The sequence below is a fragment of the Bacillus atrophaeus genome, from assembly GCF_001584335.1.
Taxonomy (GTDB): Bacteria; Bacillota; Bacilli; order Bacillales; family Bacillaceae; genus Bacillus; species Bacillus atrophaeus.
In genome coordinates this window covers 501,408-515,089 of the sequence record NZ_LSBB01000018.1, presented here as the reverse complement: position 1 = coordinate 515,089, position 13,682 = coordinate 501,408, and the positions used below count along the sequence as shown (strand labels likewise).

The 13,682-nt window shown below is 44.2% G+C and carries 14 protein-coding genes and 1 riboswitch; of the genes, 3 read left to right on the top strand and 11 right to left on the bottom strand.

What is annotated here, in order from left to right; all coding sequences use genetic code 11:
* Nucleotides 1-24 precede the first annotated feature (24 nt).
* The 9 genes from AXI57_RS11500 to AXI57_RS11460 all read right to left on the bottom strand — a co-directional run bounded on the left by AXI57_RS11500 (nt 25) and on the right by AXI57_RS11460 (nt 9,270).
* Nucleotides 25-531, bottom strand: a complete 507-nt coding sequence (locus AXI57_RS11500) for an isoprenylcysteine carboxyl methyltransferase family protein (protein WP_061670127.1) — start codon at nt 529-531, stop codon at nt 25-27.
* Nucleotides 532-533: 2 nt separating this feature from the next.
* Nucleotides 534-1,631 (bottom strand): type III polyketide synthase, encoded by a 1,098-nt coding sequence (locus AXI57_RS11495; protein WP_061670250.1) that lies wholly within the window; start codon nt 1,629-1,631, stop codon nt 534-536.
* A 72-nt stretch (nt 1,632-1,703) separates the two neighbouring features.
* Nucleotides 1,704-3,017 carry a xanthine permease PbuX gene (gene pbuX, locus AXI57_RS11490; RefSeq protein ID WP_061670126.1) on the bottom strand — a complete coding sequence of 438 codons (1,314 nt, stop codon included), beginning with the start codon at nt 3,015-3,017 and terminating at the stop codon, nt 1,704-1,706.
* Nucleotides 3,014-3,598, bottom strand: coding sequence for a xanthine phosphoribosyltransferase (xpt, locus tag AXI57_RS11485; protein WP_061670125.1), 585 nt, complete (start codon nt 3,596-3,598; stop codon nt 3,014-3,016). Before xpt ends, pbuX begins: the two co-directional genes overlap by 4 nt.
* A gap of 89 nt (nt 3,599-3,687) precedes the next feature.
* Nucleotides 3,688-3,787, bottom strand: a riboswitch (purine riboswitch).
* A 152-nt stretch (nt 3,788-3,939) separates the two neighbouring features.
* Entirely contained in the window at nt 3,940-5,445 is a 1,506-nt protein-coding gene (locus tag AXI57_RS11480) for a carboxypeptidase M32 (RefSeq protein ID WP_061670124.1), read from the bottom strand.
* 144 nt (nt 5,446-5,589) lie between these two features.
* Nucleotides 5,590-6,582 (bottom strand): 2-keto-3-deoxygluconate transporter, encoded by a 993-nt coding sequence (gene kdgT / locus AXI57_RS11475; protein ID WP_003325674.1) that lies wholly within the window; start codon nt 6,580-6,582, stop codon nt 5,590-5,592.
* 51 nt (nt 6,583-6,633) lie between these two features.
* On the bottom strand, nt 6,634-7,224 hold the full coding sequence (gene eda, locus AXI57_RS11470) for a bifunctional 4-hydroxy-2-oxoglutarate aldolase/2-dehydro-3-deoxy-phosphogluconate aldolase (protein WP_061670123.1): 591 nt from the start codon (nt 7,222-7,224) through the stop codon (nt 6,634-6,636).
* Nucleotide 7,225: 1 nt separating this feature from the next.
* Nucleotides 7,226-8,200: a sugar kinase gene (locus AXI57_RS11465; protein ID WP_061670122.1), complete on the bottom strand. Its 975-nt coding sequence runs from the start codon at nt 8,198-8,200 to the stop codon at nt 7,226-7,228.
* 53 nt (nt 8,201-8,253) lie between these two features.
* Complete coding sequence (locus tag AXI57_RS11460) at nt 8,254-9,270, bottom strand: LacI family DNA-binding transcriptional regulator (RefSeq protein WP_061670121.1); 1,017 nt, start codon at nt 9,268-9,270, stop codon at nt 8,254-8,256.
* 220 nt (nt 9,271-9,490) lie between these two features.
* Between AXI57_RS11460 and kduI the strand changes: the two genes are divergently transcribed.
* Nucleotides 9,491-10,318 (top strand): 5-dehydro-4-deoxy-D-glucuronate isomerase, encoded by an 828-nt coding sequence (gene kduI / locus AXI57_RS11455; protein WP_061670120.1) that lies wholly within the window; start codon nt 9,491-9,493, stop codon nt 10,316-10,318.
* A complete protein-coding gene (kduD, locus tag AXI57_RS11450; RefSeq protein WP_061670119.1) occupies nt 10,319-11,083 on the top strand; it encodes a 2-dehydro-3-deoxy-D-gluconate 5-dehydrogenase KduD in 765 nt (254 codons plus the stop codon). It begins immediately after the preceding gene.
* Nucleotides 11,084-11,126: 43 nt separating this feature from the next.
* Here the strand turns inward: kduD and AXI57_RS11445 are convergent, their stop codons facing one another.
* Together AXI57_RS11445 and AXI57_RS11440 are read right to left on the bottom strand one after the other, a co-directional pair.
* Nucleotides 11,127-13,058 (bottom strand): ATP-dependent DNA helicase, encoded by a 1,932-nt coding sequence (locus AXI57_RS11445; RefSeq protein WP_003325668.1) that lies wholly within the window; start codon nt 13,056-13,058, stop codon nt 11,127-11,129.
* 103 nt (nt 13,059-13,161) lie between these two features.
* Nucleotides 13,162-13,353 carry a hypothetical protein gene (locus AXI57_RS11440; protein WP_010789018.1) on the bottom strand — a complete coding sequence of 64 codons (192 nt, stop codon included), beginning with the start codon at nt 13,351-13,353 and terminating at the stop codon, nt 13,162-13,164.
* 162 nt (nt 13,354-13,515) lie between these two features.
* Between AXI57_RS11440 and AXI57_RS20880 the strand changes: the two genes are divergently transcribed.
* Nucleotides 13,516-13,668 (top strand): YpzG family protein, encoded by a 153-nt coding sequence (locus AXI57_RS20880; protein WP_003153548.1) that lies wholly within the window; start codon nt 13,516-13,518, stop codon nt 13,666-13,668.
* Nucleotides 13,669-13,682: the final 14 nt, after the last annotated feature.

Here is a 13,682-nt window from a genome sequence, read left to right as displayed (position 1 = left end):
ATGATTGAGAATGATATTCAATCTCTATTTTGAAGCGTGTTCTCTTAATGCTTTATCCTCAACCCGTATACGGACCGACAGCATGAAGGCATTTAAGATGGTAAACAATATGAGCGTCCAGTAAGCTCCATATAAAAGCGGCAAAAGGATGATTTCCACCATCACGACGGCATAGTTTGGGTGCTTGAGCCATTTATACGGTCCTTTTTTGATAAGCTCGGCATCGGGCACAACGAGAATTTTGGTGTTCCAATGCGCACCTAATGATAATAGCACCCAGTATCTGACTCCCTGTACGAGAATAATGGCTGTCAGAATGCCAATCCACCAGCTTGACGGCTCTTTATGCAACAAAAGCACTTCACAGATTAACGACACAAAAAACAGCACATGCATCAAGACGATATAAGGGTAATGCCCCTCACCGTATTCAATCGCTCCTTGTTTTTTTACTTTTTGTTCATTTTGCTTTGCCACTATGATTTCCGCTATTCGTTGGACAGCAAGAATGAGAATAAATAGCCAAAACATATTTAGGCCTCCTTTTCCCACGTGAACAACAAGAGCTCTGAAGAAAATCCCGGACCCAGCGCCCCAATCATTCCGTTTTCTGCTTCGTTTTGTTTCCCGAACAGCAGATGGTCTTTGATCACATACATAATCGTTGCTGAAGACATATTCCCATGCTTTCTTAGTATCTTTTGGGAGGATGCAAGCTGTTCTGCAGGTATGCTCAGACTCTTGATATACGCCTCGATGACCTTCTTGCCGCCTGGATGAGCAAGAAAAGCTTTTATATCATAGAATGTAAGCTGATGCTTGGCCAAAAAGGCTTCAACGTTGCCTTTTAACCATCCTTCTATCAATGTCGGAATATCTCTTGAAAAAATAACCTGAAACCCTTGATCGGTGAAATCCCAGCCCATCACATCTTCCGACTGTTTCATCGTGACAGATTGGGAATCAAAAATACGCGGCAAAAGATCAAGCTTCGCTGAATGCCGAACCGCCTGTTCACCACAAAGTAAAGCTGCTGCAATACCGTCAGCGAATAAGGAAGTGCCGATAAGATTGCTTTTCGTCTTATCGCCGGGCTGGAATGTTAAGCTGCACAGCTCTGCAGCGATGACCAGGACATAAGCGTCAGGATATGCCTTGCAGTATTCAAAAGCGCGGGAAAGACCGCAAGCGCCTCCCGCACATCCAAGTCCCCATATCGGAATGCGTTTCGTATAAGGAGAAAACGGCAGTTCATTCATCACCTTCGCCTCAATGCTTGGGGTTGACAGGCCTGTGCTGGATACGAAAAAAATGGCTTCTACCTTTTCGTACGGGATTGATTCTTCCATAAAGTCAGGACTTGTCAGGCATTCAGTCACTGCCTGCGTACAGTGTTTGACGGTTTCATTGATGTAGAGGCGGTTTTTTTCTCCAAAGCTGTGATTCTCTTTGTACCATTCAATCGGCCTGACAAATTGTCTGGATTCAATTTCTCCATTTTCGAACGCTTTTAACAGACGCTCAATGTCTTTAAATGAATCTTGAAACATATGCCTTGCAAATTCGATCGCTTTCTTTTGATTTACATTGTATGAAGGGATGCTCGTTCCAACCGATAAAATATATGCCATGTCGCCACCTCTTTGCATATATTTTTCCGCAATTATCCATTTTGTATACAAAAAAACTCCGCCAAAGCGGAGTTATACAGCTGTTTTTTGGTTAATGTCCAAATCACTGCTTTTCTTTTTAGTTTTTGGGACCATATTATAAATGATATTTAACAGGATCGCCGTAAAACTTCCGGCCACGATACCGTTTGTTGTCAGCAACGTGATGGAAGCGGGCAGTTGTTTAAAAATATCAGGGACAACCGTGACTCCTAGGCCGAGGCCGACTGAGCAGGCAACAATCAACAGGTTTTCCTGTGTTCCGAAGTCAATGCGGCTGAGCATTTTTATGCCGTAAGCAATGACCATGCCGAACATTGCCACCATTGCTCCTCCCAACACCGCCGACGGAATAATCGTAGTAAACGCGGCGACTTTTGGAAATAGACCAAGCACCATCAGCATGGCTCCCGTCACAACAATCACAGCATTTTTCTTAATACCAGTCAGCTGGACGAGCCCGACGTTTTGCGAATAAGCCGTATAAGGAAACGCGTTAAAAATACCGCCTAAAAAGACGGCTACTCCTTCTGCACGGTAACCTTTTGCCAAATCTTTTTCAGTAAGGCGGCGGTTTGTCAAATCGCCTAAAGCAAAGTAGACGCCTGTTGATTCTACCAGGCTTACAACGGCAACAATGAACATCGTAATAATCGGTGCCACATGAAATGAGGGTGCACCGAAATAAAAGGGCTGAACCATTTGGAACAGGTCTGCTTGTGCCACGTTGTCAAAGTGCACCTTCCCCATAAAAAATGCGATGCCTGTGCCGAAAACAATTCCGATCAGGATGGAAATTGATTTTAAAAATCCTTTTGTGAAGCGGTACAGCAGGACAATAACAGCAAGCACGATAAAACCGAGAATGAGATTGGAGGCATCTCCAAAATCAGCGCTGCCTTCTCCGCCGGCGATATTATTCATCGCCACCGGCATAAGCGTGATTCCGATGATCGTCACAACTGAACCCGTCACAACCGGAGGAAAGAAAGCAACGAGTTTCCCGAAGAAAAAAGAAATGAGAATAACTAGCAAGCCTGAAGCGATAATGCTTCCGTAAACCGCGGAAACACCGTATTCGGTCCCGACGGCAATGATTGGCGAAACGGCGGTAAACGTACAGCCCAAGACAACCGGAAGCCCGATCCCGAAAAACTTGTTGCTCCATACTTGAAGAAGCGTAGCGGCACCGCACATAAAAATATCAATGGATACTAAATAAGTCAGCTCCTTTGGCGATAAGCCGAGCGCAGCCCCTACAATCAGGGGGACGACAATCGCACCCGCATACATGGCAAGCACATGCTGTATACCTAGAGAAAGCGTTTTGCCAAAGCCATTTTTCATGAACGGACCTCCTGCACGAAGGATACCTTTCCTTCTTCTAACGATTGAATTCTGGCCAATGATTCCACACGGTAGCCAAGCTGTTCCAATTCGTCTCTTCCGGGCTGAAACGATTTTTCAATGACAATGCCTAGTCCGGCAACATCGGCGCCAGCCTGTTTAACAATAGAAACAAGTCCGTGTGCGGCTTGTCCGTTTGCTAAAAAGTCATCAATGATTAATACCTTGTCATCGGAAGAAAGATGGGTTCCCGATACAGCAATTTGGCTTTCTGTTTTCTTCGTAAAAGAATACACAGATGCCGTCAATAGATTGTCTGTAAGAGTGAGAGATTTATGTTTTCTCGCAAAAATAACCGGAACACCCAGCTTCAAACCGGCCATCACGGCAGGAGCGATTCCAGATGATTCAATCGTGACGATCTTTGTGATACCGTCTTTTTCGAATCTGGAGGCAAACTCGTCCCCGATTTGCTGCATAAGCAGCGGATCAATCTGGTGATTCAAAAAAGAATCTACTTTTAATACCTGATCTGAGAGAACAATGCCCTCTTGCTCTATTTTTCGTTTCAGTGCTTCCACAGCGCATACCTCCGATTTTAAAATAAAAAAAGCATTACCCGCTCAAGAATTAAAGAGCAAGCAATGCTGAATACACAAAACCCAAAAATACGGTCTCATTGCTCACTCATAGTCGAACATTTACGGTGTCCGGTAGAAACTTGCGTGCCATATCCACGCGATTATATGAGTGTATATATGATATTGTAACAAATTATAGCAAGTTTATTTGCGCTTGCAAAGAGGAAAATGAAAATTACCGAACTTTCTTGTGTTCTCTCCACTTCATTATTCGTTTTTAGTGAAAATTGAGATAATTGCTAAAAGCAGCGCCTGACGGAACAATGCCGCCAGGCGCAAGATTATGACAAATATAGGTTTGAATATTTGTTTTTCAAATATTCAATGAGATAGCGAACATTTAGTTCTTCACCTGTAGCTTCTTTAATAATTTCAAGCGGCTTTTTCCGTCTGCCATGAACATGGACCTTTTCTGTCAGCCATTCTTTAATTTGTTGGAATTCGCCTTTTTCCACCAACGTATCAAACTCAGGCAAGTCCTCGAGCATTTTGTTTTTCAGCTGGGCAGCATACATGTATCCCAGCGCGTAGGATGGAAAATATCCGAAATCACCGCACGCCCAGTGAACATCTTGTAAAATCCCCTGAGCGTCGTTTGGCGGCGTGATACCTAAATACTCTTCATATTTTTGATTCCAAAGTGCTGGCAGCTCCTCCACAGACACTTCATTGCTGAAAATCGCTTTTTCAATTTCATATCGAATAATAATATGCAGCGGATAGGTAAGTTCATCGGCTTGCACACGAATAAGCGACGGCTTAGATTCATTTACGGCCAGGACAAACTCTTCAAGAGCAACATGTCTGAACTGCTCTGGGGAAGCTTCCTGCATTTTCGGATAATACGTTTTCCAGAAGTTCTCGTTCCGCCCGATAAAATTTTCATAAAATAATGATTGAGATTCGTGGATGCCCATGGAGGCACCGTCTGATAAATTTGTGCCGCTAAGCGCTTCATCAATATTTTGCTCATATATGGCGTGGCCGCACTCATGAATCGTCCCAAAGATTGCCGTACGGAAATCGTTCTCATCAAATCTTGTTGTCACCCGTACATCACCGCGATTAATCGTTGTCGCAAATGGATGAACCGTTTCATCCAAACGCCCGCCGTTAAAATCGTAGCCGAGCTCTTTTAAAAAATACAAGCTGAGGTCTTTTTGCTTTTTCTTAGAGAAAGATTGATGGATAAAGCTTGTGTCCGGCTTATTGATTGAAGCTGATACTTTTTTAACAAGAGGGATGATCGCTTTTTTCAGTTCTGAAAACAGCTCATCAAGAACGTCAACGGTTACGCCTGGCTCAAATAAATCAAGCAGGGTATTGTAAGGGTGGCCTTCATAGCCCCAATAGGTAATGAATCGTTTATTGTATTCAATCAGCTGTTTAAGGTACGGAGCAAACAAGGAAAAATCTGATTGCTCTTTCGCATCTTCCCATACAGTCTCAGCTTTTGATGAGAGTACGACATACTCTTTGTATTCTTTTTCAGGAATTTTACTATTCTCTTCATAATCTTTTTTAGCCCATTCTGCTGCTTTTTTCGTATCTTCAGGCAATTCCTCGAATTTTTCATAAAGAGCGTCCAGAAGCTCCTTCATCCGCTTTGAGGTTTTCATGTTAAATATATCGGCCGACAGCTGACCAATGCTCTCAGCCCGATCTTCTGCACCGTTTTTAGGCGCACCCGTTCTAAGATCCCAGTGCATTAATACCACTGCTTCTTCATAATGTGAGATTTTTTTCAAAAGATCAAAAAACTCTTTTTCGTAAGTATGTAATTCCATAAATAATCCCCCCATTCATATCGTGAGACGTTATCCATTTCAGGCTAATGGAAGGAGCGGTGAAAGTCAACTGCGACGTATTCCATCAGAGCAAATAAGGCTGTCCGTTTTTTTCGCCGTCAGCCTTATTCCGCTTTACACCGATCAATGCAATGTGACTTGTTTATCAGGCGGCGGTGTCTTATGTTTGTTTCGTCTTACTTTTTTATCAACCCAAACCGTCGCAAGCGGTGTTAACAGTGACGTCACAATAACACTTGTCGCAATGATGGCAGTTGCTGCCTCCGCTACAGGGACAAAAGCTGCGTTTGCCTCGGCTAATGCATAAGGAACAGCGACCGCCGCTCCCGCAGTAGAAGAAGCTGCCACTCCTGCCACCCCGTCACCCCTTGCGATAAAGCGATCAAGTAAAAACAGAGAGCCTCCGGATAAAATGACGACAGACATCCCGATGAAAATACCCAGCAATCCTGATTGGAGCAGCATGCCAAAATTCAGCGTGTTGCCTAGCGAAAAAGCGAAAAACGGAATGATTGCCGGCACCACTTTGCTAAACAAATCTCTGAGCTCATGATCCAGGTTTCCGAGTATACACCCAAGTAAAAACGGTATGACGGTTGCCGCCAGTGTTTCCCACGGGAAAGCGGCTAATCCTGTAACGCCGAATGTCACCATTGTCATGAAGGGTCCTGATTCAGTGCTGATAAACGCAAAAGCCCCGGCATCCTCTTTCCTTCCCATGTGGTTCATCAGGGCAAGGTAGAGTCCGCCGTTCGTTTCATTCATCACTGCAACGATAGCCAAAACAGAGAGCCCGGCAAAAAAGCCTGATTGAATCCCGTCTTCCGGAATAAATTGAGCTGCGATTAACCCCAGCAAGGCGGCAAACCCGATTTTTCCAAGGAGAAGGGTCATTCCTTTTCTGGCAATATAGCCTGAAGAACGAAAATCAATGGTAGCTCCTACACAAAAGATGAAAACGCCTAAAATGGGAAGCGTTCCGGTAATAAGCGCTCCCGTAAATCCGCCAAAAAACTCCGCTGTGTTTGGAGCAAATGTGTTTAAAGCCGCTCCTAAAAACAGCGGGATAATCATCATCCCGCCGGGTATCCGTTCTATGGTCGCTTTGATTTTCATCTTCATTCTCCCATCCTCTTGTTATGGAAAAACAAAAGCCTTGTATACTGCTTACACTTGAAAAATCAACTCCAGATCAGCTTTCGAGCAGTTTTCAATCTGACTGCCGACACCGACAGCCCCGGCGCCCGCTTTCAGCCATTCAGGGACTTCAGCCGGGTGAATTCCGCCTGTCGGAATAAATGTCACCTGCGGGAAAGGCCCCGCCAGATTCTTCATATAGGAGATGCCAAATGCTCCGCTCGGAAAAAGTTTTAGGGTGTTAAAACCAAATGTCAGCGCTTCCATTATTTCGCTCGGCGTTATCACCCCCGGTATATAAAGGGTATCTAAAAATGAAAGGTACTCGGCAAGATCAGCAGAAAAGCCCGGACTGACAATAAATTGTGCTCCTGCCTGTACCGCTTCCTGAGCCTGTTCCGCTGAAATGACAGTACCGGCTCCGATCAGCACATCGCCTCGTTCCCGAAAAGCTTCTATAATATCTGATGCCCCAGGTGTGGTATAGGTCACCTCAATGGCCGTAATGCCTTTTTCTATGATTCTTTCGATTTGCTGCTTCGCCTTATGTTTATCGGCTGACCGAATAACTGCGATGAGCTTGGCCTCTTGGAGCTGGTTTTCCAAGTGTGGGTTTTCCATGTTAGCACTCCCCTTTCTTCTGGTGAATGACTTTGTTCCGCGATAAAAATGATGCGAGTTTTTCCCTTGTCGGCAAACCGTCCATATCGCCCGGGGCCTGCACCTGCAAAGCGCCGATTGCATTTCCTCTTTGAACGGCGTCTTGGAATGATAGTCCATCCAGCACTCCGCTGATCACACCGACAGCAAACCCGTCTCCTGCCCCTACAGTGTCTATGACGTTTTCAACGTGGTATCCTTCTATATATCCGTCTTCGTGTTTCGTTTTGAAATAAGCGCCGTCTTTCCCAAGCTTAATCGCAATGAAGCTGACGCCTTTTTCAAGATAAAAATCCGCGATACCCTCAGGCGTTTTTTCACCTGTTAATAGCTCTCCTTCTGTAATGCCGGGGAGAAACCAGTCTGCCAATTCGGCCAGTTCATTAATGCTATGCGCCATAGTGGCGCGGTCAGGCCACAGCGATAGCCTCAAATTCGGATCAAATGACACCGTTTTTCCGGCCTGTTTCATGTCTTTCATCGCAAGATACGCAAATTCCCTCATATTCTTTGACAAAACAGGAGGGATTCCCGTTACATGCAAATGCTTCGCCATTCTGAAGTAATCTGAGGGATAATCTGCGGGCGCTAAAGTGCTTGCGGCTGAATGCTTCCTATAATAGGTTACCTCAGGATCTCCCTCCTCTACTTTTGATTTCAGCAAAAGGCCGGTGGGGCTGCCGTCTTTTGCGCGAATGACATGCGAGATGTCTACCCCTTCTTTTTCAAGCTCTTGTAATATAAACGTTCCGAGCTGATCATCTCCAACCTTGCTCATCCAGCCCGTCAGATAGCCAAGCCGTGATAAACCGCATGCCACATTGCTTTCAGCGCCGGCGAGCGCTTTGGAAAATGTAGAAGCTTTGTGCAGCCCGCCGTACTCCATTGCATAAAGCATCGCCATGGATTCCCCGAATGTCACAACATCCAGCTTCATCTATTGCCCCCCGTTTCCTGAGCTTCTTATTTTTACATCCATGCATCTAATCGTTACAAAGAGTGTCTCATGATGACTTCAGCATTCAATTGAATGGTTTGCGGCGCTCCGGTGTCCCCTTCTAGCCGCTTTAAAATCCGTTCCATAGCCGCCACTCCCATGTCATGAGATGGCTGTGCAATCGTCGTAATACCTGGTCCGATTAATTTGTACCATTCTGTATCATCAAACCCTGCGATCCCTGCATCTTCGGGAATACTGACGCCAAGCTCAGCCATACAGCTGATGATTTTCAGCAATATCAGGCCATTTGAGGCCAAGATGGCTTTTTTACGAGTCGGATTTTCATGTAAAAATGTTGTCACCGCTTGGGTAAGCTGCGCTTTGCTTTTCACATCTATTTCATACATTCGCGGAAGATGGTCCCAATTATGGACCGCAGCTATTTCCTTATAAGCAGATGCCCTTTCTGCACGCGGACTGATCGAGGCAATCGGTTCAGTGAAAAGCGCCACTTCTATATATCCTTTGCTGTAAATGATCTGAAGAATTTCTGCTGTGATGCTCCTGTTGTCGGTGGTGACTGTATCCAATTTCATATCAGGCATTTTTCGGTCGATTAAAACAACCGGGACATCCTGAGCAGCAAACGATTGAAGAACATCCGCATTTTGCCCTGTCGCATTTAATATCAGGCCCTCAATAGAGTGGTCAATCAGCTTAAACAGCATTTCCCGTTCCTTTTCCGGACTGTTGTCCGTGTTGCAGACCATAATGCTATAGCCATATTGATCACAAACTTCTTCTACACCTCTAAGGGCAGCGACTGAAAAGGGATTGGTGATATCCGCCACAACAAACCCGATTAATTTGCTTTTTCTGACTTTCAGTCCTTGCGCCAATTTACTTGGACGGTAATTCAGTTCTTCAATTGCTTTTTTGATCTTTTTTACTTTTTGAGGAGAAATCGCATCTGCTTTCCCGTTTATGTAACGGGACACGGTAGATTTTGACACCCCTGCATATTCTGCTACTTCGGTAATCGTCACATGACTCGTTTTCTTTTTCATTCAAGCGCTCCTGTATCTCATACTTTAGATTTGAAACCGATTTCAAAATCTTCACAACATAAGAATAACATAATTTCAAAAATTGGGAAGAGTTTTTTTATTTAACAAATATTGTTGACTCTTTTAACTATTTATTCTAAAATTTTCTTTGAAACCGTTACCAAAATCTTTATTTATTTCATTCAAGTGTTATCGAAATGACTTTCAAGGGGGAAATGTAATGGAGAATCGTTATTCTGTACATCCTGAACAAGTTAAACGATTTACGACTGAGGAGCTGCGCAGCCATTTCTTAATGGAGTCTTTGTTTACGGAAAATGAATTGACGATGTTCTACTCACACGAAGATCGTGTTGTGATCGGAGGCGCCGCTCCTGTAAAAGCCAATATAAAGCTTGATGCAGGAGATTTTCTTAAAACAGAATTTTTTCTGGAAAGACGGGAAATCGGAATTATCAATGTTGGCAAACCGGGTGTCGTGAAGGTCGGGGATGAAGAATATGTGCTGCAAACAAAGGATTTCCTTTATATCGGCATGGGCCATCGCGATGTGTCTTTCTCCAACCTGAACGGTGAAGCAGCAAAGTTCTACTTTGTTTCTGCAGGGGCACACCAGCAATATCCAACACAAAAAGCGGCGATTTCAGAACTGACACCTGCACATCTCGGTGATGATGCCGCCTCAAATGTTCGGGATCTATACAAAGTGATTCATAACGACGGCATTAAAAGCTGCCAGCTGATGATGGGCATCACCGTTCTTGAGAAAAACAACAACTGGAATACGATGCCGGCGCATGTGCATGACCGCCGGATGGAAGCTTATCTTTATCTGGATTTAAATGAGGATGCGAAAGTATTTCATTTCATGGGGGAACCTGACGAAACCCGCCATCTTGTCGTTGGAAATGAACAGGCTGTCCTTTCACCGGCATGGTCTATTCACTCCGGAGCGGGAACGTCAAATTACAGCTTCGTTTGGGCGATGGCGGGAGAAAATTACACATTTACGGACATGGATCTTGTCCCGATGAATGGCTTGAAGTAAATGAGCTATTTACAAACAACATTTTCACTAGAAGGCAAGACGGCACTTGTGACAGGACCGGGCACCGGAATCGGACAAGGAATTGCTATAGCTTTAGCGGGTGCCGGAGCTGATATTATCGGCACATCCCATAAAAGCAGTCTTTCAGAAACACAGCGGCTTGTAGAACAAGAAGGCCGCACGTTCACATCTGTCCGGCTTGATATGGGAAAACCGGATGAAATAAAGGACGCGGCCTCTGAGCTTTTTGAAAAGCATCCAATTGATATTTTAGTCAATAACGCCGGCATCATTCGCCGTGAACCGGCAGCTTCATATGCTGAAGAGGATTGGAAAAGCGTTCTGGATGTGAACTTAAACAGCTTGTTTTTACTGACACAGACAGCAGGAACATACATGCTGCGAAAAAAAAGCGGCAAAATTATTCATATTGCCTCCCTTCTCTCATTTCAAGGCGGGATTTTCGTGCCAGCTTATACAGCAAGCAAGCATGCGGTTGCCGGCTTAACAAAATCATTCGCAAATGAATGGGCGCAAAGCGGCGTGCAAGTGAACGCCATCGCACCCGGTTATATTGCAACCGCCAATACAAAACCGATTCGCGAGGACGAAGAGCGCAACGGTGAAATCTTGAAGCGAATTCCTGCGGGAAGATGGGGAGAAGCAAATGATATCGGCGGTGCCGCTGTCTTTTTGGCATCACGTGCCTCTGATTATGTAAACGGACACATTTTAGCAGTAGACGGCGGCTGGCTCGCCCGATAAATACAGCAAAAAGGCTGCCCCAAGCTTGGGCAGCCTTCATTTTTTAATGTGAAATTGGATCAACCGGCAATATGTTTTTCACTTCGTTCAGGACCGTTTCTTTTTCTCCCGACACATAAATGTTTATAGAGCCGCTGTCTTGATTCGAACGGATAAGACGTCCGATCCCCTGCCGCAGCCTTAGCAGCATGTACGGAAGATCTACTTCCTGGAACGGATCTTTTTTCGCTCCGTTGCGTTTTGCCGTAAACACGGGATCATACGGCGGGTAAGGCAACGACCAGATGGTGACATTTTTCAATGAATCACCCGGTATATCAAGTCCTTCCCATAAATGAACGGAACATAACACGGATTCTTCATCCTGTTGAAATTTTTCCACAAGATTGCTGATCTCTTCATCACCTTCGAAGTAAATCGGATAAGGCAAGTCCCAAGCGGAAGACTGCTCTTTAAACAGATCCAGCTCAGCAAATGACGGAAAGAGCACAAGCGTTCTGCCATTATAGTGTTTAATGGTCTCAATCGTTTGAGCGGTTTTTTGCTCATCGGTCAATTCATTTCCTTTTTCTCCGTAAAGATTCACTGCCATTTGCTCTTCATAATCATACGGAGAATCAACTGTCAGCGATAAGTAGTCACGAATGCCGAGACTGCCGGCAATATAATCAAACGAACCGCCTTCTGACAGCGTAGCGGATGAAAAGATAAATGGAATCTTTTTAGAAAATACCTTCTCGCCAAGCACTTCAGATACTGTTCTCGGCATCACGACAAAGGTTGAGTCGGCTTCTTTCTGTTCAAGCCAGCTGATTGCATTTTTTTGATACAAGGATAAAGAATGCGCCATTTGTTCAATATATTCTTCAACAACAGATAGTGCGTATTGATCAATGGTATACATTTCTGATTCGAAGACGAGAGCTTCTCCGATTTTATCAAGCAAACGGCAAAGCTCGTCCGCAGCCTGTTTAACACGTTTGGCATTCTTGATTTCAAGACGGTGTGAGCCGGCAACTTCCTTTGATTCCTCAGTAAGAACATAGAAGAATTCATCATTAGCCGCAAGCGAATCTTCAATCAGTTCCGCAAACTCTTCCCGTATATCATTTTGCAGCAGGCGTTCTAAAAACATTTCAAGAGTGGACTGCTTCACTCTGTAGGTTAATGCTTTTTGCGCGGCAAACTCTAATAAGTGGCCTTCGTCAAACACAACCGCACTGTGATCAGGCAAAAGCGGCAGCTGCCCCTCGCGTTTGCGGGATTCTTCCGTCCATACATGTTCCATATAAAAATCGTGTGAACATATGATCAGGTCAGTTGACTTTCTGTAGTGGTCTCTTGATAGCGTTAATCCGCATCTATGCCTCATATCACATGTCAGGCAATCCTGAAAAGAATCATAATTGACCTGTGACCATTCTTCATTAGACAAGTTAGCGTACTGCTTTCGGTCGCCATAAGGATGGAACCGCTGCATCGCTTGGGACTCATGGACAAATGAAGGCAAGGCTTCATAAAGATCAAGCCATTTGTCATCATCTGAACGCTGCATGGTTTTTTCAAGTTTTTTCAAACAAAGGTACTGTTCATGAGATTTTGAAAGTCTTGTATCTATTTTTAAATCTAAATGCTCTGACAGCTTTGAAATATCGCCTTCTTTTTTGACCAGCTGTTCAATTAAGGTTTCATCCGCACATGCGATAACGGCGGGTTTGCCCACATATCTGGCGTAACTGATCGCAAAAAGCAGGTAAACCAATGTTTTCCCCGTTCCAACCCCTGCTTCTGCAAACATTACATTTTTTTCTTTAAACGCACGTTCAAGCTGAAAAGCCATAAATATTTGCTCATCCCGAAGGTCAAACCCTTTCTCGGGAAGAATATCGTAAAACACGTCACCAATCCAATTGTTCAGTTCTTCGTAAAAATTCTTTGTTTTTGTTAAAGAAAAAGGCAAACGTGATGTTGTCACCTAGCTCCAACCCCCAACTATTCGACATTCAGACCACCTATATTATCACTTTACACTGCTGAATACAATAAAAAAACTTGGCCTCGCCAAGTTTTTATTGACCTCATTTTCGATTTATCATATGCGATGATAAAAACGGATGGTCTGTTGAATGGATATGATTCACTGCTTTTTCAAAATCATCTTGCGCATGTGTAATGACAGACGCAGACAAATCAGACTCAAGCTCCTTCAGTTCGCTGACTGTCGCGTCCAGTGCTTTTTGGATCAGATTAAAATGTTCACTGTTCATCATGAGATCACCTCTAAAATAGAAATAATCATCATTGTATGCGAACTTTTCATTTTATATACATGCTATCCTGCATGTTCCGCGCCATATCTACACACACTACAAAAGATATTCTGTCTGAATATCCGTCTTATCAAAAATATTCTATCTGGGAGTGATGTTGAAATGAGTTATAAAGATCGATTAGATCAGCATTCCGAACTTTTTCATCACAATTGGACAAGGCCTAAACGCTCTAAGTCGCAGGTAAACGGCCATACCGAAATGTCCCAAACCAACATTATTTTAAGAAGCAACGCAAAAGCGCACCGTTGGTAACGATAGAATATGGT